Annotated in this window: 21 protein-coding genes; 9 read left to right on the top strand and 12 right to left on the bottom strand. The window is 70.4% G+C overall.

Features of this window, described 5'->3' with window-relative positions; all coding sequences use genetic code 11:
• Positions 1-253: 253 nt before the first annotated feature.
• Complete coding sequence (locus DDV73_RS21905; RefSeq protein ID WP_240617407.1) at positions 254-1840, bottom strand: leucyl aminopeptidase family protein; 1587 nt, start codon at positions 1838-1840, stop codon at positions 254-256.
• A 5-nt stretch (positions 1841-1845) separates the two neighbouring features.
• Complete coding sequence (locus DDV73_RS21900) at positions 1846-2013, bottom strand: DUF3117 domain-containing protein (protein ID WP_082599809.1); 168 nt, start codon at positions 2011-2013, stop codon at positions 1846-1848.
• 153 nt (positions 2014-2166) lie between these two features.
• On the opposite strand from DDV73_RS21900, the gene DDV73_RS21895 reads away from it, so the two are divergent.
• Together DDV73_RS21895 and DDV73_RS21890 are read left to right on the top strand one after the other, a co-directional pair.
• Positions 2167-2958, top strand: a complete 792-nt coding sequence (locus DDV73_RS21895) for a PaaX family transcriptional regulator (protein WP_109509361.1) — start codon at positions 2167-2169, stop codon at positions 2956-2958.
• A 31-nt stretch (positions 2959-2989) separates the two neighbouring features.
• Positions 2990-3793, top strand: coding sequence for an enoyl-CoA hydratase/isomerase family protein (locus DDV73_RS21890; protein WP_109509360.1), 804 nt, complete (start codon positions 2990-2992; stop codon positions 3791-3793).
• A gap of 6 nt (positions 3794-3799) precedes the next feature.
• On the opposite strand, the gene DDV73_RS21885 is transcribed toward DDV73_RS21890, so the two are convergent.
• The 10 genes from DDV73_RS21885 to DDV73_RS21840 form a co-directional block, all read right to left on the bottom strand.
• Positions 3800-4594, bottom strand: coding sequence for an inositol monophosphatase family protein (locus DDV73_RS21885; protein WP_109509359.1), 795 nt, complete (start codon positions 4592-4594; stop codon positions 3800-3802).
• A 19-nt stretch (positions 4595-4613) separates the two neighbouring features.
• The gene (locus tag DDV73_RS21880; protein ID WP_161962498.1) at positions 4614-5375 is read right to left on the bottom strand and encodes a M14 family zinc carboxypeptidase; all 762 of its coding nucleotides are present in this window, start codon (positions 5373-5375) and stop codon (positions 4614-4616) included.
• 2 nt (positions 5376-5377) lie between these two features.
• Positions 5378-5746 (bottom strand): hypothetical protein, encoded by a 369-nt coding sequence (locus DDV73_RS21875; RefSeq protein WP_240617406.1) that lies wholly within the window; start codon positions 5744-5746, stop codon positions 5378-5380.
• Between the two features lie 72 nt (positions 5747-5818).
• On the bottom strand, positions 5819-6103 hold the full coding sequence (locus DDV73_RS21870) for a DivIVA domain-containing protein (RefSeq protein WP_240617405.1): 285 nt from the start codon (positions 6101-6103) through the stop codon (positions 5819-5821).
• Positions 6104-6110: 7 nt separating this feature from the next.
• Complete coding sequence (locus DDV73_RS21865) at positions 6111-6839, bottom strand: LOG family protein (RefSeq protein ID WP_109509356.1); 729 nt, start codon at positions 6837-6839, stop codon at positions 6111-6113.
• A 35-nt stretch (positions 6840-6874) separates the two neighbouring features.
• The gene (gene dapE, locus DDV73_RS21860) at positions 6875-7963 is read right to left on the bottom strand and encodes a succinyl-diaminopimelate desuccinylase (protein WP_109509355.1); all 1089 of its coding nucleotides are present in this window, start codon (positions 7961-7963) and stop codon (positions 6875-6877) included.
• Positions 7964-7967: 4 nt separating this feature from the next.
• A complete protein-coding gene (locus DDV73_RS21855) occupies positions 7968-8822 on the bottom strand; it encodes a thioesterase family protein (RefSeq protein ID WP_109509354.1) in 855 nt (284 codons plus the stop codon).
• Complete coding sequence (gene ileS / locus DDV73_RS21850; protein WP_109509353.1) at positions 8819-12112, bottom strand: isoleucine--tRNA ligase; 3294 nt, start codon at positions 12110-12112, stop codon at positions 8819-8821. Before ileS ends, DDV73_RS21855 begins: the two co-directional genes overlap by 4 nt.
• A gap of 292 nt (positions 12113-12404) precedes the next feature.
• The gene (locus tag DDV73_RS21845; RefSeq protein WP_109509352.1) at positions 12405-13796 is read right to left on the bottom strand and encodes an ATP-binding protein; all 1392 of its coding nucleotides are present in this window, start codon (positions 13794-13796) and stop codon (positions 12405-12407) included.
• Positions 13797-14183: 387 nt separating this feature from the next.
• Positions 14184-14489 carry a hypothetical protein gene (locus DDV73_RS21840; RefSeq protein ID WP_109509351.1) on the bottom strand — a complete coding sequence of 102 codons (306 nt, stop codon included), beginning with the start codon at positions 14487-14489 and terminating at the stop codon, positions 14184-14186.
• 173 nt (positions 14490-14662) lie between these two features.
• Here DDV73_RS21840 and DDV73_RS21835 point away from each other — a divergent pair, with 173 nt between their 5' ends.
• The 7 genes from DDV73_RS21835 to DDV73_RS21805 all read left to right on the top strand — a co-directional run bounded on the left by DDV73_RS21835 (position 14663) and on the right by DDV73_RS21805 (position 22007).
• A complete protein-coding gene (locus DDV73_RS21835) occupies positions 14663-15229 on the top strand; it encodes a DinB family protein (protein WP_240617403.1) in 567 nt (188 codons plus the stop codon).
• Positions 15226-16176: a threonine ammonia-lyase gene (locus tag DDV73_RS21830; protein ID WP_109509350.1), complete on the top strand. Its 951-nt coding sequence runs from the start codon at positions 15226-15228 to the stop codon at positions 16174-16176. The genes DDV73_RS21835 and DDV73_RS21830 overlap by 4 nt, the downstream gene beginning before the upstream one ends.
• 77 nt (positions 16177-16253) lie before the next feature.
• Positions 16254-17195, top strand: coding sequence for a 2,3,4,5-tetrahydropyridine-2,6-dicarboxylate N-succinyltransferase (gene dapD, locus DDV73_RS21825; RefSeq protein ID WP_109509349.1), 942 nt, complete (start codon positions 16254-16256; stop codon positions 17193-17195).
• A gap of 48 nt (positions 17196-17243) precedes the next feature.
• The gene (locus tag DDV73_RS21820; protein ID WP_240617402.1) at positions 17244-18194 is read left to right on the top strand and encodes a VldE C-terminal domain-containing protein; all 951 of its coding nucleotides are present in this window, start codon (positions 17244-17246) and stop codon (positions 18192-18194) included.
• A 388-nt stretch (positions 18195-18582) separates the two neighbouring features.
• Positions 18583-19572, top strand: coding sequence for a calcium-binding protein (locus DDV73_RS21815; RefSeq protein WP_109509347.1), 990 nt, complete (start codon positions 18583-18585; stop codon positions 19570-19572).
• A gap of 126 nt (positions 19573-19698) precedes the next feature.
• Entirely contained in the window at positions 19699-19989 is a 291-nt protein-coding gene (locus tag DDV73_RS21810; RefSeq protein ID WP_109509346.1) for a calcium-binding protein, read from the top strand.
• Positions 19986-22007, top strand: coding sequence for a calcium-binding protein (locus DDV73_RS21805; RefSeq protein WP_109509345.1), 2022 nt, complete (start codon positions 19986-19988; stop codon positions 22005-22007). The genes DDV73_RS21810 and DDV73_RS21805 overlap by 4 nt, the downstream gene beginning before the upstream one ends.
• The last annotated feature ends 7 nt before the right edge of the window (positions 22008-22014 follow it).

The following is a 22014-nucleotide window of genomic DNA, read 5'->3' as shown; positions in this document are numbered from 1 at the left end:
TGCGGAGTCAGGGTCAACTCGGCCTTCGGACGTCCTGATCGTGGCATGTCCACATCCTACGACTTATCTAGCGAACTTCACGTGCGCCTCACTAGGGTGCATCTCCTTATCCGTGGCCGTCGCGGAGCGGCGTCCGGTGCGTGCGATGGCAAGGCGGCGGAGGGAGGCGGGCCGGTGGCCCGTCGACCGACGGCAACGCAGCCAGCGTGCGTGCCGGGCGTCGCGCCGCAGGTCAGGGATAAGGAGATGCACCCTAGAGCACTCCTTCGAGGGGTTGTTCCTGCTCCAGCCAGTGCAGCAGGGCGCGGGCGCCGAAGCCGGTCGGGCCGCTGCTCCACTCGTAGTTCTCCGACGGCGAGTCGCCTGCGGAGGCGATGTCGAGGTGCGCCCAGGGCAGGTCGCCGACGAAGTGCTGCAGGAATAGCGCGGCCATGATCGCGCCGGGGCCTTTCGGCCCGTTGTCGGCGTCGGCGACCTTCGAGGCCAGCTGCTCTTCGTACTCGTCGGCCAGCGGCATCCGCCAGAACGGCTCACCGGCCTCCTCGCCGGCGCGGCGTACCGCATCGGCCAGGCCGTCGTGGTTGGCGAAGATCCCGCCGGTGCGCATACCGAGCGTCAGCTTCATCGCGCCGGTCAGCGTCGCCACGTCGACCAGCGCGTCCGGCTTGAGCTCGGCGACGGAGTACGCCAGCGCGTCGGCCATCACCAGCCGGCCCTCGGCGTCGGTGTTGGTGACCTCGGTGGTCCGCCCGCCGTAGTGGCGGAGTACGTCGCCGGGCCGGGTGGCGGACCCGCTGATGGAGTTCTCGGCGGCCGCGATCAGGCCGGTGACCCGGATCGCGCAGCCGATGTCGCCGAGCGCGGCCATCACCGCGAGCACGACGGCCCCACCGGTCATGTCCCGCTTCATGTTCAGCATCGACTCGCCGGGCTTGATCGACAGGCCACCGCTGTCGAACGTGATGCCCTTGCCGATCAGCGCCAGGTGCGGCGTCTTGCGACCGGACTTGGCCGGCTTGTAGTCGAGCCGGATCAGCCGCGGTTCGGAGTCCGAGGCTCGGCCGACCGAGAGGATGCCCTCGAAGCCCTCGTCGACCAGCCGCTTCTCGTCCCACACGTCGTAGTCGAGGCCGGACTCGGCCGCCACCTGCTCGGCCTGCTCGGCCAGCCACGGTGGGTTCTTGAGGTTCGACGGGACGGTCGCCAGTGTCCGCGCCCGCCAGCCGGCGCCGCCGATCGCGATCGCCTTGTCCAGCGTCTGTCGCGCCGCGGCCTCGTCGGCGATCGAGGAGAGTACGACGCGGCCCAGCGGCCGTTCCTTGGGTCCGGTCGAGCGCCAGTGGAAGCCGAACGAGCCGAGCATCAGGCCGATCACGAAGGCACGCAGCGCCGCGTCGTCGCCGACCGCTCCGACCGAGGTCGCCACGCTGTCGTAGCCCCGGGTGGCGCGAGCCAGCGCCGCACCGGCACGGCGCAGGTCCGCCGGCCGCTGCTCGCCGACGCCGACGAAGATGACCATCCGCAGCGCGTCGTTGGCGGCGGAGGTGTCGGTCACCGGATGAACGGTGATCTCACCGGCCTTGCCGCTGGCTCGGTAGGCGTCGAGCACGGCGAACGCGTCCAACCCCAGCTCCTCGACCAGGTCCGCCGCACCGGGCCCGAGCAGCAGCGCCGCGCCGTCCCGCTCCTCGGCCGCATCGGCCGAGTCGGCCGCGGGCTTCGGGGCAGGCAGCACCGGCAGCGCCACCGCCTCGACACCACGGATGGCGTGCGGCGGTAGGTCGCTGAGTGCGAACTCTGGGGGTGAGACCTGGCTGGGAAGTGTGTCAGTCGCGGCCACGGGCGTCAGCCGACGACATCCTTGAGGGCATCGCCGAGCGCTCCAGCTTCGTCGGCGTTCAACTCGACCACCAAACGGCCACCGCCCTCGAGTGGGACGCGCATGACAATGCCGCGCCCTTCCTTGGTGACCTCCAGCGGACCGTCGCCCGTCCGCGGCTTCATCGCCGCCATCCGCGCACCTCTTCCCTTGTTGAACTCGAGTCATCGCGACCGGGGCCTGGCCGGCCGATCGCTGTACGCGTCCACCATTATCCCCTATCCCGCCCGTCCCTTCGACCACAGGCTCTGGGGGCGCACCCTCGGGGAGGCTGGCAGACTCTCTCCATGCATGCGCGGTCCGCCCTCTTCGACGTGTACGGCGACCACCTGCGCCACCGCGCCAACGAGGCGCCGGTCGCCGCGCTGGTGCGGCTTCTCGACCCGATCGGCATCCAGGCCCCGGCCGTCCGCACCGCGATCTCCCGGATGGTGCTCCAGGGCTGGCTGGAGCCGGTCCAGCTCGATGCCGGGCGCGGCTACCGGGCCACCGCCCAGGCGATCCGCCGGCTGGACGCCGCCGGCGCCCGGATCTACGGCACCCGCACCGAGAAGACCCGCTGGGACGGCTCCTGGCAGCTGGTGCTGCTCGGCCGGATCGACCCGCGCACGCAGCGCCAGCGGGTGCGCGACGCCCTCGGCTTCCTGGGGTACGCCGAGCTCACCGACAGCACCTGGATCAGCCCCTACCCGCGCGAGGAGCTCGACGACCTGCTGCGCCGCGACCGGCTCGACGCCACCACCGCGGTGGTCCGCGACTTCGAGCCGCCCGAGCGCCCCCTCGAAGCCTGGGACCTGGCCGAGCTCGGCAAGGAGTACGACGCCTGGCTGACCGAGGCGGAGGCGCTGGTCGAGGCCCAGCGGGAGAACGGCGACGACCCGGACGAGGCGGCGTTCGCGGTCCGCTTCCAGCTGGTCCACGAGTGGCGCAAGTTCCTGTTCCGCGACCCGGGCCTGCCCGCCGAGCTGCTGCCCGACGACTGGGCCGGCCGGCGTGCCGCGGCGTACTTCACCACCGAGGCAGGTCGACTCAAGCCCGGTGCGGACCGCTACGTCGACCGCTGCTTGACTCAGTCCTGACGGCCCTGCCCACGCCCCGAAAGGTCCACCGATGTCCGACACGCCCGAAGCACCCGTCCTGGTCGAGACCGCCGACGGCGTCGCCACGATCACGCTGAACCGGCCCGGCGCGATGAACAGCCTCGACGTGGCCACCAAGGAGGCGCTGCTCGCGGCGGTGCTCGAGGCCGCCAACGACCAGGCCGTGCGCTGCGTCGTACTCACCGGGACCGGCCGCGCGTTCTGCGTCGGCCAGGACCTCAAGGAGCACGTCCAGATCCTCAACAGCGAGGACAAGAGCTCGCTGTTCAACACCGTCGAGCAGCACTACAACCCGATCGCCACCGCGATCGCGACGATGCCGAAGCCCGTGGTCGCGGCCGTCAACGGGGTGGCGGCCGGCGCGGGCGCCAGCCTCGCCTTCGCCTGCGACTTCCGGGTGCTGGCCGACACCGCGGGCTTCAACCTCGCGTTCAGTGGGATCGCGCTGTCCTGCGACACCGGCTCGTCCTGGTCGCTGCCGCGGCTGGTCGGGCGGGCCAAGGCGCTGGAGCTGCTCTACTTCCCGAGCACCTTGGACGCCGCGACCTCGCTCGAGCTCGGCCTGGCCACGCGGGTGGTTCCCGCCGATGAGCTGGGCAGCGCGATCGCCGAGCTCACCGGCCGGCTGGCGGCCGGCCCGACCGCGGCGTACGGCGCCATCCGCCGGTCGGTCACCTACGCCGCCGGCTCCGGTTTCGAGGACGCGCTCGCCTTCGAGGGCGAGATGATGACCGCGACCGGCAAGACCCGAGACCACGAGGCCGCCGTCGCCGCCTTCCTCGCCAAGGAGAAGCCGGTCTTCGAGGGCCGCTAGGCGCGGCTAGGCCCGCGAGAGGAGGCCGAGCAGCTCGGCGTGGGTCTCGGCGTCGGCGGCGGCCAGCAGCCCGCCGGCGCCGCTGTACAGCGGCTCACCCGCCAGGTCGGTGACCACGCAGCCGGCTGCCCGGCACAACGCGAGCCCGGCGGCGAAGTGGACGCTGTCGGGGCGCGCGCCGTCGGTCAGGTACGCCGCCCGCCGGCCCGCCGCCACCCAGGCCAGCGCGAGGCTGCTGGACACCACCCGCGGTCCGAAGCTCGCCTCGAACTCCGCGGTCGTGAGCAGGCGGATCGCGGTCGGCAGCGGTCCGGAGCGCATCGCGCCGCGGTCCACGTTGATGTCCACGAGGCGGGCGCCGACGTCGGGGACGAGCGGCAGGTCGACGCCGTCGGCGCCGCGGAGCATCGCCTTCTCGCCGTCGGTCCAGAACACCTCACCCGAGCACGGGTCGGCGACGGCAGCGGCCAGGTCCTGGTGATCGGCGTCGCGGAGCGCGACGTTCACGCAGAACAGCGGCGTCTTGGCGGCGAAGTTCAAGGTCCCGCAGAGCGGGTCGACCAGCCAGACCCGGCCGGCGTCCTCGCGGCCGACGTACCCGCCCTCCTCGCCGAGGAACGCGTCGTCAGGGCGGCCGGCGCGGATGGTGTCGAGGATCGCCTGCTCGGCCTCGACGTCCGCCTCGGTCGCGAAGTCGCCGGGCTCCTTGTCGATCCTGGTCTCCCAGGTGCCGTACTTGCCGAGCACCACCTCGGCTCCGGCTCTCGCGGCGGTGATGGCCAGTTCGACATCTGTGATCACGCTCGCGACCTTAGCCGGGTCACCCGCGGCGGCCGTAGAGGGCGCGGATCAGCTGGCGCGGTGCCTCGACGCGCATCCGGTGCCGGGTCGGCCGGGCGCCGTACTCGACGGTGACGGCCGCGCCGGGGAAGCGGGCGTTGAACCACATGGTCAGGGTGCCGTGGCAGACGCCGCCGCAGTTGAAGTGCTTGGCCGGCAGCCGGAGGTGGCGGACCAGCCGCCGCGCGAACTGCCGGTTCTTGGTGTCGGTGTCGATGCCGTGCAGGGGCTGGTGGAAGCTCACCACCCAGCGCGGGCCGACCGTGCGCAGGAAGCGCATCACCGCGCGGGTCTCGGGCTCGGAGGCCGGTCGCGGACCGGACTCGTACGCGCCGTCGAGGTCGACCCACCGCTGCGGGAAGTTGCGGTTGAGGTCGACGCCGCGTGCGTTCTTGCGGGTGCCGCGAGCCACGCCGTCCGGGTTGTACGTCGGGACCACCCACAGGTCGAGGTCGCGGATCCGCAGGCCGTTGACCAGCGCGGTCAGGATCTGCCGGGGCGCGGCCTCGTTGCCGTGCATCGCCGCCAGCGCGACCGCCTTGCGCTGGCCGGGCTGGCCGAGGCGGTAGGCCACGATCGGGCGGCCCCGGACCGAGCGCCCGATCACCTTCTTCTCGATGACGTGGTTCCCCAGTTCGGCCGCGGGTTGAGGAGGTTGTGCAGCAACCGTCTCGAAACCGAGGCCAGTGGCAACGAGTGAGAGCGTGACCGCTCCGGCCAACGACACCGCCGGCCGGGTCACGCCTACACCGCCGAGGTCCAGTAGGCGTAGGTGAACACGATCACGCCGACCAGCATGCCGACGTGGGCCAGCACTGAGAGGCCGGGCCCCTCGCTCCAGGTGTCGAGGACGACCGGCTGGGCGTGCCGGCCGTGGGACGGCAGCCAGCGGCTCAGGATCAGCAGTCCGATGATCGCCACGATCCACCAGAGCGCCAGCGCGATGATCCCGCCGAGCGCGCCGCCGAGCATCACGTCCTTGTCGAAGATCAGGAACCAGACCCAGATGCCCCAGGCGAGAAGGCCGCAAAGGGTGTGCAGGTTCAACAGCGCACGGCCGACCTGAAACCGACCCGCGCTGTCCTGGGCTCCGCCGAGACGAAGCCGCGTCATGACAACGACAAGCAACGCCAGGGCTGTCAGAACGTAAACAACTACTGCGGTCGACACGGCTCGAAGTTTGCCTTACTCCTTCGGCGGATCGCCATGTACGTCACCGTCCTGGGCGTGTTCTCGGTCCAGCTGAGTGGCCAGCCGGGCCAGCAGGGTGTCCACCTCGGACATCCGGTAGCCGCGGACGCCGAGCGAGAAACGGATCCGGCGCAGGTCCTTGCCGGTGATCCTGTCGGCGGTGATCAGGGCGTCCGGACGGTCGTCGTACACGTCCGACATCGGGGTGCCGCGGCCTGCGGCCACCATCGCCACGCCGCCCATGGCGAGCACGATCAGGATCGCGAAGAACCACATCATCAGGGCATCACTCCGGCTGTCTGGCGGGCTGGGCGGCCGGGCCGTGGCCCTCACGGGCGTCGACCATGATCTGCACCGCCTCGGCCACGTCGTCGGTCAGCGTCATCATCTTCAGGTCGGACTCGGAGATCTTGCCCTGCGCCAGCACGGTGTTGCGAAGCCAGTCGAGCAGGCCGCTCCAGTAGTCGGTGCCGAGGAGCACGACCGGGAACGACGTCACCTTCTGGGTCTGCACCAGCGTGAGCGCCTCGAAGAGCTCGTCGAAGGTGCCGAGCCCACCCGGGAGTACGACGAAGCCCTGGGCGTACTTGACGAACATCGTCTTGCGGGTGAAGAAGTAGCGGAAGTTGATCCCCTTGTCGACCCACCGGTTGAGCCCGGACTCGAAGGGCAGCTCGATCCCGAGACCGACGCTCACCCCGCCGGCCTCGCTGGCGCCCTTGTTAGCCGCCTCCATCGCGCCCGGCCCGCCGCCGGTGAGCACCGCGAACCCGGCCTCGACCAGCGCGCGCCCGAGCTGCTCGGCTTGGGCGTACGCCGGCTCGTCGACGCCGGTGCGGGCCGAGCCGAACACCCCGATCGCCGGGCCGAGCTCGGCCAGCGCACCGAAGCCCTCGACGAACTCCGCCTGGATCCGCATCACTCGCCACGGGTCGGTATGCACCCAGTCGGCCGGGCCGCGCGAGTCGAGCAGTCGCTGGTCGGTGGTGCTGTGGTCCACCTGGCTGCCGCGCATCACCTCAGGGCCACGATGCTTGCTCGGTCGCTCAGTCACTCGGCTCCTCCAGTCAATCCGGTCAGCCACGCCCGAAGTTGCCGCTCGCACCGCTCGATGTGCTCCACGGGAACGTGCTCGTCCTGTTTGTGCGCAAGCGTCGGGTCTCCCGGGCCGAAGTTGACCGCGGGTACGCCGAGGGTGGTGAACCTGGCGACGTCGGTCCAGCCGAACTTCGGGTTCACGATGCCGCCGACCGCGGCCACGAACGCCTTCGCCGCCGGCCGGTCCAGCCCGGGCAGTGCGCCGGGCGCGGAGTCGACCACGGTCACGTCGTACCCCTCGAAGAACTCGCGGACGTACGCCGTCGCCTCGGCCTCGGTGCGGTCGGGGGCGAACCGGAAGTTCACCGTCACCACGGCCTCGTCGGGAACCACGTTGCCGGCGACTCCGCCGCTCACGAAGACCGCGTTGAGCCCCTCGTGGTAGGTCAGCCCGTCGATCACCGGCCGCCGGGCCTCGTAGGCGTTGAGGCGCGTCAGCACGTCGGCGGCCTTGTGGATCGCGTTCTCGCCCATCCAGCTTCGGGCGCTGTGGGCGCGCTCGCCGGTGGTGCGCACCTCGACCCGCAGCGTGCCCTGGCAGCCGGCCTCGACGACCGCGTTCGACGGTTCCATCAGGATCGCGAAGTCGGCCTTGAGCAGGTTCGGATCGGATTCGCTGAGCAGCTTGAGCCCGTTGAAGTCGGCCTCGATCTCCTCGGCCTCGTAGAACACGTAGGTCACGTCGCGATCGGGCTCGGCGAGCGTCGCCGCGAGCCGGAGCGCCACCGCGACCCCGCCCTTCATGTCGCAGCTGCCGAGCCCGTGCAGCAGGTCGCCGTCCCGGCGAGCGGGCAGGTTGCGGTTCACCGGCACCGTGTCCAAGTGTCCGGCGATCACCACCCGCTCGCCCCGGCCGAGGTCGGTGCGGGCCACGATCGTGTGGCCGCGCCGGGTGACCGCGAGGTGCGGGTACGCCGTCAGCGCGGCCTCCACCGCGTCCGCGATCTGAGCCTCGTTGCGGCTCACCGACTCGATGTTGACCAGGTGCTCGGTCAACGTCACGGCGTCGGTGGTGAGGTCCAGGCTGGGCACGCCGCCCATCCAATCAGGTCCCTTCCGGTGGGCTTGCGGCCGCCGTGAAGTCGGCCGGCCGCTCCGGCACCCGCACCAGCGCGATCTGGTGCGACTGGGCGACCATCCGGCCCTTGCTGTCCCACAGCGTGATCGTCTCGTCCATCCGGTCCCGGTCGACCTGGTTGGCCTGCAGCTCGCAGAGGACGGCGCCCGGCGCGGGCAGCCCGCGCACGAATGCCGTCAGCTGCATGGTCTTCACGGCGCCGTTGATGCCGAGGTCGAACGACCCAGGCGGCCCGAAGTCGAGCGGGACCAGCAGGCTGGACGGGTCCCAGTCGGTGCCGTCAGCGAGGCGCTGGTAAGCCTTGACCACGCCGCGGCCGGTCGGCCGGCCGAACGCGAACTCCAGCGACGCGCGGTCCACGCGCGAGTCGACGAACTCCATCAGCGCCACCTCGAAGCCGGCACCGGGCGGACTGACGCTCTGCCGCACGCAGTCGGCCGGATCGGGCATCTCGACCGGCGGCCGGCGCGACCACCACGGGTCGTCGTCGGTGAGCAACCCTTGGGTGATCAGCGCGACCACCTTGTGGGCACCGTCCTGGGAGAGGGTCGCCCGCACCTGGGTCGCCGCCCGGCCGGTCCCGAGGACCTCGACCGCGGCGACGGCCGGCCCGGGCTTGGGCGCCCGGACGAAGGTCGCGCTGACCGCGGTCAGGTGCGGGTGAGCCTCGCCGGCCGTCGCACGCGCGGCCTCAGCCAGCACGGCCAGCAGGTAGCCACCGTGCGGGGTGCCGGCCGCGCTCCACCGCTCGTGGAGATCGACGTCGAACTCCCCCGCCGCCGCCCGGGAAACGACCCGGGTGGCCTCCGCGAAGGTGCTCATGCCCGCCGCACGACGATCGTCGCGGACTCGCCCTCGCCGAGGCTGGCCTGAGAGACCGAGCCGACGGTCCCGGAGGAGCCGTTGAGGGCCTCCAGCGGGTCGGCGTCGGTGACCGCGTACGACGTCGCGAGGGTCTCGCCGGCGATCAGCGCCTCGTGGGTGCGGGCCGCGGCCTGGACGGCCGCCGTACCCCCGATCACCAGGGAGATGCGGTCGCTGACCTCGAGCTTGGCCTCCCGCCGGGCCTGCTGTACGGCGCGCACCAGGTCGCGGGCCAGGCCCTCGACGGCCAGCTCCTCGGTCACCTCGGTGTCGAGGACCACGAAGCCGCCGCGCGGCAGCATCCCGGTGGCCGAGCCGCCGTCGGCCGCGGCCGCCACCGTCTCGAGGGTGTACTCACCGTCGACCAGCTCCAGCCCGCCGGAGGTGACCACGCCGTCCTCAGCCACGGACCAGTCGTCGTTCTTCGACCCGGCGATCGCCTTCTGCACGTCCCGGCCCAGCCGCGGCCCGGCCGCGCGCGCGTTCACGGTCAGCTTCTGGGAGACCCCGAACTGCTCGGCGTCGGGGTGGTCGGCGTCGACGAAGCTCACCTCGCGCACGTTCACCTCGTCGGCCACGATCGGCGCGAACGGCTGCAGCGCCTCCGCGTCCTGGACCACGACAGTGAGCCCGCCCAGCGGCAGCCGGTTGCGCAGGTTGGCGCCCTTGCGCAGCGCCGACGTCGCCGAGCAGACATCGCGGACCGCGTCCATGGCCGCGACCAGCCCGTCGTCCTCCGGCAGCTCGGCCGCGTCCGGCCAGTCGGCCAGGTGCACCGACCGGCCGCCGGTCAGCCCGCGCCAGACCTCCTCGGTGGTCAGCGGCAGCAGCGGCGCGGTCACCCGGCAGACGACCTCCAGCACCGTGTAGAGCGTGTCGTACGCCGCGGTGTCCAGCTCGCCGTCGGTCGACCAGAACCGCTCGCGGGAGCGCCGGATGTACCAGTTGGTCAGCACGTCGATGAAGCCGCGCGTGGAGTCGCACGCGTTGGCGACCTCGTAGTTGTCGAGCTGGAGGGTCATCGCCTCGACGTACTGGCGCAGCTTGGCGAGCAGATAGCGGTCCAGCGGGTCCTTGGAGTCGGTGGACCACTGGGCGTCGTACCCCTGCCCGTCGTTAGCGGCGTTCGCGTAGAGCGAGAGGAAGTACCAGGAGTTCCAGAGCGGGATCAGCACCTGCCGCACCGAGTCGCGGATGCCCTGCTCGGTGACGATCAGGTTGCCGCCGCGCAGGATCGGGCTGGACATCAGGAACCAGCGCATCGCGTCGGCGCCGTCGCGGTCGAAGACCTCGTAGACGTTGGGGTAGTTGCGCAGCGACTTCGACATCTTGTTGCCGTCGGAGCCGAGCACGATCCCGTGGCTGACGCAGGTCGAGAAGGCCGGCCGGTCGAACAGCGCGGTCGCCAGCACGTGCATGGTGTAGAACCAGCCGCGGGTCTGCCCGAGGTACTCCACGATGAAGTCGCCCGGGAAGTGCCCCCCGGCGGAGCCGGACGATTCAGCACCGTCGAACCAGTCGACGTTCTGAAAAGGGTAGTGAACCTGGGCGAAAGGCATCGCTCCGGACTCGAACCAGCAGTCCAGGACGTCGGTCACCCGGCGCATGGTCGACTTGCCGGTCGGGTCGTCCGGGTTGGGCCGGGTCAGGTCGTCGACGAACGGCCGGTGCAGGTCGTCGGGCCGGACCCCGAAGTCGCGCTCCAGGTCGTCGAGCGAGCCGTACACGTCGGTGCGCGGGTACGCCGGGTCGTCCGAGCGCCACACCGGGATCGGCGAGCCCCAGAACCGGTTGCGCGAGATCGACCAGTCGCGGGTGTTCTCCAGCCACTTGCCGAACTGCCCGTCCTTGACGTGGTCGGGCACCCACCGGATCTCCTGGTTGAGCTCCAGCATCCGGTCGCGGATCTTGGTCGTGGACACGAACCACGACGACACCGCCATGTAGATCAGCGGCTCCCGGCACCGCCAGCAGTGCGGGTAGGAGTGGTCGTAGGACTCGCGCCGCAGCAGCACGGTGCCCTCGGTGACCGAGCCCAGGTCGCCCTCTCCGCGGGTGGCCGCCTTGAGGTGGTCGATGATCTCGAGGTTGGCCTCGAAGACGTGCAGGCCGGCGTAGTCGTTGACCGGGACCGTGAACCGGCCGTCCTTGCCGACGGGGATCACCGGCGCGATGCCCTCGCGGTCGGTGACGATCTTGTCCTCCTCACCGAAGGCGCCTGCGGTGTGGACTAGCCCGGTGCCGTCCTCGGTGGTGACGAACTCGGCCTCGAACACCCGGTGCGCGTTCTCGTGACCGGCGTAGTAGCTGAACGGCGGCGTGTACGCGCGGCCGAGCAGGTCGCGGCCCTTGAGCCGCTCCACGACGACCGGGTCCTCGCCCAGCTCGCGGGAGTACGCCGCCAGCCGGGCCTCGCCGATGAGGTACCGCTCCACGGTGCCGGTGTGACCTGGTAGCTGAGCCTCCACCACGACGTAGTCGATGTCGGGCCCGACCATGATCCCGAGGTTGGCCGGCAGCGTCCACGGGGTCGTCGTCCAGACCAGCGCCAGCTCGCCGGTCTCCAGGCGGAGGCCGACGGTGACGGAAGGGTCCTTCCGGGTCTGGTAGACGTCGTCGTCCATCCGCAGCTCGTGCGCGGACAGCGGGGTCTCGTCGTTCCAGCAGTAGGGCAGCACCCGGAAGCCCTCGTAGACCAGCCCCTTCTCGTGGAGCTGCTGGAAGGCCCACATGACCGACTCCATGTAGTCCAGGTCAAGGGTCTTGTAGTCGTTGTCGAAGTCGACCCAGCGGGCCTGCCGGGTGACGTACTCGCGCCACTCCTGGGTGTAGGCCAGCACCGACTTGCGACACTCGGCGTTGAACTTCTCGATGCCGAGGTCGTGGATCTCCTCGGTGGTCTTCATCCCGAGCTGGCGCATCGCCTCCAGCTCGGCCGGCAGGCCGTGGGTGTCCCAGCCGAACCGGCGCTCGACCCGGTGGCCGCGCATCGTCTGGTAGCGCGGCACCAGGTCCTTGACGTACCCGGTCAGCAGGTGGCCGTAGTGCGGCAGCCCGTTGGCGAACGGCGGCCCGTCGTAGAAGACGAACTCGTTGCTGCCTTTCTCGCCGGGCTCGCGCTGGTCGACGCTCGCGAGGAAGGTCTCGTCGTCCTTCCAGTACGCCAGAACCCGCTCCTCGATCTCGGGGAACTTCGGGGTCGACGGAACGGCGTTGCTGTCGTCGGATGATGCCTTCGGATAGGCCATCGGTGTGCTCCTGCGGTACGTCGTACGACTCGGGCTTGGTGCTCTGCCACGAGGACGACATGGCTGCCGCGGTACCACCTCGCTTGCCCGCCGGGACGGCGGACCGCTTCATCAAGGCTGTGACGGGCCTACCCGTCCGGTTCTACTAAGCGACAGCGGGTGGTCGAGCAGGTTGCCCTGCAACCGTCGTCGAGACCACACCGCGGTCAGACCGTTCTTCCGGAGGCTCGCCGCTGATGACGGCTCGAACGCCTGTGCCGCCAGCGTACGGCGCCCGCCGCTTCCTCGCCAATCAGTTGTCGAACACGTCGGCGGCAGTCACGACGAGGGCGTCGTCCGGAGCGTCAGTCACCGACTCACGCGCCGCCAAGACCAGCTTCGGGGCGTCGACCATGCCGGGCACCTGCTCCGCCTTGCCAGCCAACTGCCAGGCCAGACGCCGCCCGTCGACGGTCCGAGCCCACTTAACCTCGGCCGCTGCGACCGGCCTCCGGTCCCGCCCGGCCAACGCGACCGCGTCGATCTCCACCGATGGGCGGTCACGCCACCAGGGCCCGATGTCGACCACGCCGTCGCCGAGAGCCTCCTGGGACGCGATCCGCCACAAGTGATCGCGGACGGCGGCCTCCCAAGGCTTGCCAAGGTGGTCGTCGAGGCCAGCGATCAGTGCCTTGCAGACCGATTTTCCCGCACCCCGTTCGATCCCGCTGCGGAATCGACTTAGCAGTCCGACGTGGAACGCGAGGAAATTGTCGGCGATCTGGTAGCGGCGTTGGGTTGTGCGCCCGGCAGTAACCGGGGCTAGGCGTTCGACCATGCGCATCTCAACAAGGCGATCGAGAGTCCTGCTCGGCTCAGCGCCGATGGCTTGCTTGATCTCGTTGTGCTTTGTCTTCCCATTGGCAATCGCATAGAGCACGGCTTTGGGGTACTCACCGCGTTCGACCTCGGTTGCCGTGACCAAGTCGCCCTCCGACACGAGCCGTCCGGTCGGCTCGCAAGCCAGCTCAGTGAGGTTGTCCACCACGGATCGTTCCTGATCCCACCAGGACAGGTACAGGGGTACACCACCAACCAGCCCGTAGACCACGGCGCGGTCGGCCGGAGCGAGCGCCGGAAGCATCATGGCCGCTTCATGCGGGCGGAACGGATGCAAGTGCAAGGAGAGATCGATCCGCCCGTAGAGAGGGGCACGCTCCTCTGCCAACCCGGCCATGTGCCGAACCGCCGAACCGGCTAGGAGCAGGCGCAGCCGACACTCGCTGTTGATGCCGTCGAGGAAGGCACGGAGCACATTCGGCAGTTCCGGTGACGTGACGACCAGCTCTGGAAACTCGTCGAGCACGACGAGGACAGGATGGTCGCGCGCAGCATCGGCGAGCGCATCCAACGCATCGTCCCAATTGTCGAACGGTCGCTGCTGGAGGTCCCGTGAACCCCGGAACAGACCAGCCGCCCGGACAGCCTCTGAGAGCAACGCCAGCTCTGCCGCGCGGCCCCGCCCGGCGCCAGTGTGGTGGACTACTTGACCGAATCCGGCACTCTCTCCGCGACGAACAAACTCGCGGATCAAGGCCGTCTTCCCGACCCGTCGCCGGCCCAAGACCAGGGCCAGCCGCGCATCGGGGTCGGACCACCAGTGCGCGAGACGCTTCAGCTCATCGACGCGATTGACGAACTCCATATACTCACACTACCCGTTACTAACAGCACGTGTTAGTAACGGGTGCTGTAAGTAACATGGGCGTCGGTGGCAGAAGACGTCGGTTTGACCTGGATCAGCGGCCGATTCGGCGCGCTCGGAACTCGGTGCCGAGGCGGCACGGGCCGGGGCCGTAGTAGCGCATCTTGCCGCGGGTGACCTGGCCGCCGCCGAGACGGACAACTCCTCAGTCAGATTGTGGTGGGCAGCGGTGGCCCCAGGGGAACACCCAGCGGAAGGTGCTGAGGACTGGACGCTTGCACCAGCAGTCGTCGGCGCAACCGCACTCGACTGCTCCCATGCCCTCCACGAACCGACCTATAACAGCGAAGAGCAGGTAGACCCCGGCCAGTGACACCAGTGCGCGCCTCATCCCGTCTCCTCCGCGTCCGTGCCCCAGAACCTCATCCGCATGTAACTTCGTGAAGTGTCGTAGTGCTCCCTAACGCCGACCGACGTCTTGGCCTCGACGCCGAGTGCCTGCCCGACCTCTGCCCAGCTGTGTCCGGCGGCGAGTGCGTCGCGAATCACCTCGCCCAAGGCCTTCTCGACAGCTACCGATGCCCGGCAGCACTCGCGCACGTTGGCGAGCGGGTCCGGAGCCTTGGCAACGCGCAGCCGCAGGTGCCCACCAGAGCCTCTGAGCCGCAGAGTGGCCGTGCTTGTCCCGATCATCTCGATCCTCCATCCCGCGGTTATCCACCACCCTCAATCATGCCCCCGGGCGGTTGCCGCTTCTCTGGCTTCCTCACCCGGTGACGCCCGCACCAGCCGCACCGACGGCCCGCAGCCGGTCGGCGGCCGGAACTCGGTTGCCTGCGTTGACCCGTGCTGTCAGGTTGGGGCCCATGACCGAGCAGACCCAGCCCACCCGCAAGTACCCCGACATGTGGGTGGACCCCGAGGACGACCCGCGCGAGACCGACGCACCGACGTCCGGTGAGCGGAACACGCTGGTCGAGTATCTCGGGCACTACCGGAAGACCCTGGAGATGAAGTGCGACGGCCTGGACGCCGAGCAGCTGGCGCGCCGCTCGGTACCGCCCTCGACGCTGTCGCTGCTCGGCCTGGTCCGGCACATGGCGAAGGTGGAGCACTCCTGGTTCCGCCGGGTGATGGGCCACGACCTCGACCTGCCGCGGCTGTACTGGAGCGAGGAGGACCGAGATCTCGACTTCAACGAGGCGGTCGCCGATCCGGCCGTGGTCGAGGACGCGTGGGCGTCCTGGCGGCGCGAGGTCGCCTATGCGGAGGAGTATGTCGCCGCGGCCGAGTCGCTGGACGTCAAGGGCCGGCACGCCGACGGCGAGATCGAGCTGCGCGAGGTCGTCGTACACATGATCGAGGAGTACGCGCGGCACTGCGGCCACGCCGACCTACTGCGCGAGTGCATCGACGGGCGCACCGGGCAATGACCCGTAGCGTCCGGCGGCCGACGGTCGCCGACCTCGACGCCGCATGGGAGGTCATACGCCGGCACTTGAGCCCGAGCCCGCTGTGGCCAGCTGAGGGAGCGAGCCCGGCGCTGAAGCTGGAGTCCGCGCAGCCGACGGGTGCGTTCAAGGTGCGCGGGGCGCTCGCGGCCCTGGCCGCACTGGAGACAAGCGTGCCCGTGGTGACGGCGTCGGCCGGCAGCCACGCGCTCGGCATCGCCTTCGCGGCCAGGGCGCTCGGCCACCGAACGACGGTCGTGACCGCCGTCAACGCCTCGGCGGCGAAGGTCGCCAAGATCGGCGAGTACGACGTGGAGCTGGTGCAGGTCGGGACGTCGTACGACGAAGCCGAGGCGCACGCCCTGGATCTGGCGCGGCAGGGCGCGCACTACCTCTCGGCGTACAACGACCCGCATGTGATCGCCGGCCAGGGCACCATCGGGAAGGAGCTGGAGACCCAGGTGAGCGGTCCACTGACGGTGGTCTGCCCGGTCGGTGGCGGCGGGCTGGCGGCTGGACTGGGGTTATGGGCCTCGACGCGCGACGACGTTCGCGTGGTCGGCGTGGAGGCCGAGAACAACCCGGTCATCCGGGCGGCCGTGGCGGCGGGCGAGGTTGTCGATGTGGAGCTGCTACCGACCATTGCCGACGGCATGTCCGGCTCCGTGGAGCCCGGCAGCGTCACGGTGCCTGTGATCGCGGAGACGGTGGCCGAGCTGGTGACCGTCACCGAGTCGGAGCTGCGGTCCGCGATGAGGTACCTCGTTACCGAGCGCGGCCTGGTGGCAGAGGGTGCGGGAGCAGCGTCGGTGGCCGCCGTTCTCGCCGGAAAGGTGCAGGCACACGGCACCGTCGTCGCGGTGGTGTCGGGCCGCAACATCGCGCTGCCGCTGCTGGTCGAGGTGCTCGACGGCCGCACCGGCCATTGAGCCGGGTGGCGTCGTCAGGGTGGCAGGTTGCGGACCGTCGTGAGCCGGGTCACGGCACGCACGTAAAGTGGGTCGGCGTGACTGCAACTGCCTGGGGCTTCGGCCTGACCACGCTGACCGCCGACGACACGATCCTGGACGTCTGGTTCCCCGCGCCGGCGCTGGGCGAGGCACCGAGCGCGGACTCGGTCCCCACCGAGCTCTCGGCCCTGGAGGGCAAGGACGACCTCCGCGACGTCCGCCGCGAGGTCCGGCTGGTCACCATCGCCGACCTCGCCGCCGCGCCGGCGAGCACCGAGGACGCCTGGCTCCGGCTGCACCTGCTGTCCGCGCGCCTCGCCGTACCCCACTCGATCTCGATGGAGGGCGTGTTCGGGCTGCTCACCAATGTGGTGTGGACCTCGGCCGGCCCGTGCGCGGTCGAGGGCTTCGAGCTGACCCGGGCCCGGCTGCGCGCGAGCGGCCAGAACGTCGCGGTGTACGGCGTCGACAAGTTCCCGCGGATGGTCGACTACGTGCTGCCCAGCGGCGTCCGGATCGCCGACGCCGACCGGGTCCGGCTCGGCGCCCACCTGGCCGAGGGCACGACCGTCATGCACGAGGGCTTCGTGAACTTCAACGCCGGCACCCTCGGTGCCTCGATGGTCGAGGGCCGGATCTCCGCGGGCGTGCTGGTCGGCGACGGCTCGGACGTCGGCGGCGGCGCCTCGATCATGGGCACCCTGTCCGGCGGCGGGAAGGCGGTCATCTCGATCGGCGAGCGCTGCCTGCTCGGGGCGAACTCCGGCATCGGCATCTCGCTCGGCAACGACTGCGTGGTCGAGGCCGGCTGCTACGTCACGGCCGGCACCAAGGTCACCGTCAAGGACATGGACGGCAAGCCGCAGGTGATCAAGGCCGCCGAGCTCTCCGGCCGCGACAACGTGCTCTTCCGCCGCAACTCGGTCTCCGGCGCCGTCGAGGCGGTGCCGTGGAAGACCAAGGGCATCGCCCTCAACGCCGCGCTGCACGCCAACTGAGCCCGCCGGACGCGCGGACGCTTGGAGCGATCCCGGAGCATGGGCGCCATGGGACGTGTGGCTGTGGCTGCCATCGTGGCCGTCGCGGTCGTGTTCGTGGCGATCGGCTTCGCGGTGTACCGGGAGGTCGGAAGCACCTTCTTCGGTGACGACTGCACCGCCGAGGTCGGTGACCAGGAGGTCGGGCTGGAGACCGAGCAGGCTGAAAACGCCGCGCTGATCGCGGCCATCGGCGTCGAGCGCGGACTGCCGGCCCGCGCGGTGACGATCGCCCTGGCCACCGCGATCCAGGAGAGCAAGCTGGTCAACATCGACTACGGCGACCGCGACTCGCTCGGCCTGTTCCAGCAGCGGCCGTCCCAGGGCTGGGGCACCGAGGAGGAGATCCTCAACCCGCTGCTGTCGACTCACAAGTTCTACGACGCCCTGGTCGAGGTCGACGACTACCTGGAGATGTCGATCAACGACGCGGCCCAGGAAGTGCAGCGGTCCGGTCACCCCGACGCGTACGCCGACCACTCCGTCGACGCGCAGACGCTCTCGTCCGCGCTCACCGGGCGCACGCCCGAGGCCTTCGCCTGCGACGTACAGCGCGGCGGCGACGGGCCGACCGAGCTGACCAAGTCCGGTCTGACCGAGCGCGCCGACCAGGTACGCCGCGAGCTACGGGCGGTCTTCGGCAAGCCGCCGATGGGCGGCTTCGCGCCCGGCGGCGTACAGACCGGACACATGCCGGGCTCGGCCCACTATGAGGGACGGGCGGTCGACGTCTTCGTGCGGCCGGTCAGCAAGCAGAACCGCCGGCTCGGCTGGGCAATGGCGCACTACCTGATGGCGCAGGCGGACCGGCTGAAGATCGAGCACATCATCTTCGACGACCGGATCTGGTCGGCGGGCCTGCGCTCCGGCAAGGGCTGGCGCGACTACGACCCGCCGTCCAGCTCCGGCGATATGACCATCCTCGAGCACCGCGACCACGTGCACGTCGACGTCGGCTAGTGGGCATCTCCGGAAGTTCTTCGTGGGTCTGAGTGGTCAGGGTGCGTGCAGCGCAAGGCGTCGGAGAGAGGCGGGCCGGTGGCCCGTCGACCGACGACAACGCAGCGATGTGCGTGCCCTGGCCGCTCAGACCCCGACGAACTTCCGGAGATACCCACTAGTGGTCACGCCCGGGAGTTCTTCGAGGGAATGAGTGGTCAGGGTGCGTGCAGCGCAAGGCGTCGGAGGGAGGCGGGCCGGTGGCCCGTCGACCGACGACAACGCAGCGATGTGCGTGCCCTGGCCGCTCAGGCCCCGATGAACTCCCGGGCGTGGCCACTTAGGCCAACGTACGGGCCGCGAATCTCGTCTAAGTGTTGTCCGCTTCATCAACCCAGAAGGACGAACCATGCCGCATCCCTTGATCGGGATCACCCTGCCCCTGGCCGTCGGCGCCGCGTTGATCGCGTCGGCAGCTCCCGCCCTGGCCACCTCCACCACGCCAGCCGTCGTCGTCGAGAAGTGCAACGGCGTCGTCGCGACGATCGTCGGCACCGAGGGCAACGACAGGCTGGTCGGCACCGACCGCCGCGACATCATCGTCGCCAAGGATGGCGACGACAAGATCTTCGCCCTCGCCGGCAACGACCTGGTCTGTGCCGGCCTCGGCGCCGACCTGCTGGTCGGCGGTAACGGCGACGACAAGCTGCACGGCGGCTGGGACAAGTTGGTCGCCCTCGGCGCGGACCTGCGGGGCGACATCCTCCGCGGCGGACCTGGCGACGACCGCCTCGACGGCGGTCTCGACCGGCGACTGCCGCAAGTGCGGCACCGCGACCGGCTCGACTACAGTTCCGCCGGCAGCGGCGTGCGGGTCGACCTGTCGCGCGGCATTGCCACCGGTCAGGGCCGCGACACGCTCGTCAGCAGCCGGTGGTTCGTCGAGGGCTCCAGTCACGACGACGTCCTGATCGGCACCAACAAGGACGACCAGCTCTGGGCAGGTCCGGGCAACGACCGGCTGTTCGGGCGCGGTGGCGAGGATTCGCTCGGGGGCGATAGCCAGAGCGCCTTCTCGACCGCCCGGGGCTCTGGCGACGACGAGCTCCACGGCGGCGACGACAACGACACATTGATCTCAGGGGGCGGCAGCGACCGCCTATCGGGCGGCCTCGGCAAGGACTGGCTCTCCGACACCGGCAGGTTCGGCCATGACCTGGTCAACGGCGGGGCCGGCGACGACCAGGTGCGGACCACCGTGTCCGCCCGCGGCGAGGGGGTGTACGGCGGTCCCGGCGCGGACGCGCTCGTCCTGCTCCCCGAGCGTGTCGCGATGCGGCAGGTGCGACTGACCTGCGTCTCGATCGAGTCCAAGACCGACACCGCCCCGCACTGCTGACCTCGGTGCCCTGACCTCGTCAACGCTGCGAGGTGCGAGGCGCCCACCGGGCCGACAGCTCGGCCTCGGTGGGCGCCGCCGCCGGCAGCTTGCTGTGGGACGGCGGCGGAGTCCTGCTTCGGCCAGGTGCCCACGCTGGTCGACATCGAGTCCGCTGACGGGTCCCGGTTCGCCGACCTGCTCACCCGCAACGGTGTCGCCAATACGCTCCGCGGCGCCGCCGGCAACGACATACTCAGGGGACTCGGCGGCCGCAACCTGCTGTACAGCGCCTCCGGCAACGAAGCCCTCAGCGGCGGTACGGCGTTCGACAGTGCTCCGGCGGCACATGACGCGACCGTGCCACCACCTGCGAGCGACGTACCTCGATTCCTTAGCTTCACCTCGATTCCCACCACACCAAGGAACTGGCCATGACACCTCGCAGCCTCAGCTGGTCGCTTGTCGCGCTCCTCATCGGCAGCCTCGCCGTCGCGGCCCCCGCCGCTGCTGACCCGGCCGCCCCGGTCTTCTGCCTCGGTCAGCAGGCGACGATCGTCGGCAGTGACTTCGACGACAGCAGCATCACCGGCACCGCAGGCAACGACGTCATCCACGGCCTGCACGGCAACGACACGATCTTCGGCGCCGGCGGCAACGACGTCATCTGCGGCGGCACCGGCAACGACACGATCTTCGGCGGCGAGGGCTTCAACACCTTCCTGCCCGGCGCGGGCAACGACTTCGTGACCGGCAACACCGGCACCGGACAGGACGAGGTGCGGTACGACGACGCGCCCGGGGGCGTGACCGTCAACCTCCCGGAGTCGGCGTTCGGCGCCGCGGGCGACGACGACCTGGAGAACATCGGCCGCGTGGTCGGCTCGGCCTTCAGCGACACCCTCCTCGGGGACGCGAGCAGCAACACCGCGTACGGCGGGGCCGGCGACGACATCATCAGCCTGTCGGGAGGCGGCGACTACGCCTTCGGCCAGGCAGGAGCCGACAACATCAGCGGTGGCAGCGACAACGACCACCTCGCGGGCGGCTCGGGCGCCGACCTGATCACCGGCGACCCCGGCAACGACAATCTCGTCGCGGCGGACGCCAACGGGCAGGCCGGCACCTCGGACACGGTCCGCTACCTCGGCGGGGTCGGGGTGACCGTGAACCTGGCGGCCGGCACCGCGACCGGCGGCGAGGGCAGCGATACTCTCCACGGCTTCAGCAATGTCGCGGGGACGGGCGCCGCCGACACCATCACCGGCAACGACCAGGCCAACATCATCCAGGCCTTCGGCGGGAACGACGTCATCGACGGACTGGGCGGGGACGACCTGCTGCTGGCGGGCAACCACGACGACCAGGTGCAGGGCGGGGCCGGCACCGACACGGTCAGCTTCGCCGACGCTCCCAACGGCGTGACCGTCCTTGTGGACCAGTCGCTCGGCCACGGGAACGACCTCCTGAGCGGCCACGAGCGCGTGCTCGGGTCGTCCTTCGCCGACAACATGCAGGGCGGCAACGACGCGGACCACTTCGACGGCGGCGGGGGCAACGACAGCATCGCCGGCTGGGGCGGCCACGACACGATCAACGGCGGCGCGGACGACGACACCATCTATCCCGGCGACGGCGACGACTCGTTCGATGGCGGCGACGGCACGGACACGCTCAGCTACCTCACCTCCACCACGGGCGTGAAGGCCAGCCTGACCACGCGCTCGGCCACAGGTGCGGGCACCGACACTTGGTCGCGGATCGAGCGGCTCACCGGCTCGCACCAGGCCGACGTGCTGACCGGCGACACCGCCGCGAACACCCTCCTCGGGCTGGGCGGCAACGACGTCATCGCGGGCCGGGCCGGCTCGGACAAGCTCGACGGCGGCGACGGCATCGACGTCGCGAGCTTCGCCGACTCACCCCGCGCGGTCCGGGCCGACCTGGTGACCGAGCGGGCCAGCGGCGACGGCACCGACACCCTGTTCAGCATCGAGTCCCTCGACGGATCCCGGTTCGGCGACCTCCTCAGCGGCAGCTCGGGCGCCAACAGGCTTCGTGGCCTCGGCGGCAACGACAAGCTGAAGGGCCGGGCAGGAAACGACACCTACGACGGCGGAACGGGTACCGACACCGTCGACTTCAGCACCGCCACCAAGGCGGTCCGAGCCAACCTCACCACCCACGCCGCCTCCGGCGAAGGCTCCGACCGCCTGCTGCTGATCGAGATGCTGCTGGGCTCCAGGTTCGCTGACCTGTTCACCGGCAGCGGTGGCGCCAACACGTTCCGCGGCGCCGCGGGCAACGACGTACTCAAGGGACTCGGCGGCCGCGACCTGCTGTACGGCGACTCCGGCAACGACTCGCTCACCGGCGGCACGGCGTTCGACAGTTGCTCCGGCGGCACCGGACGCGACCGCGCCGCTACCTGCGAGCGAAAGGCATCGATCCCATAGCTCGCCT

Origin of the sequence: Nocardioides speluncae, assembly GCF_003121585.1 — a bacterium.
Taxonomy (GTDB): Bacteria; Actinomycetota; Actinomycetes; order Propionibacteriales; family Nocardioidaceae; genus Nocardioides; species Nocardioides speluncae.
This window is presented reverse-complemented; position numbering and strand designations above follow the sequence as displayed.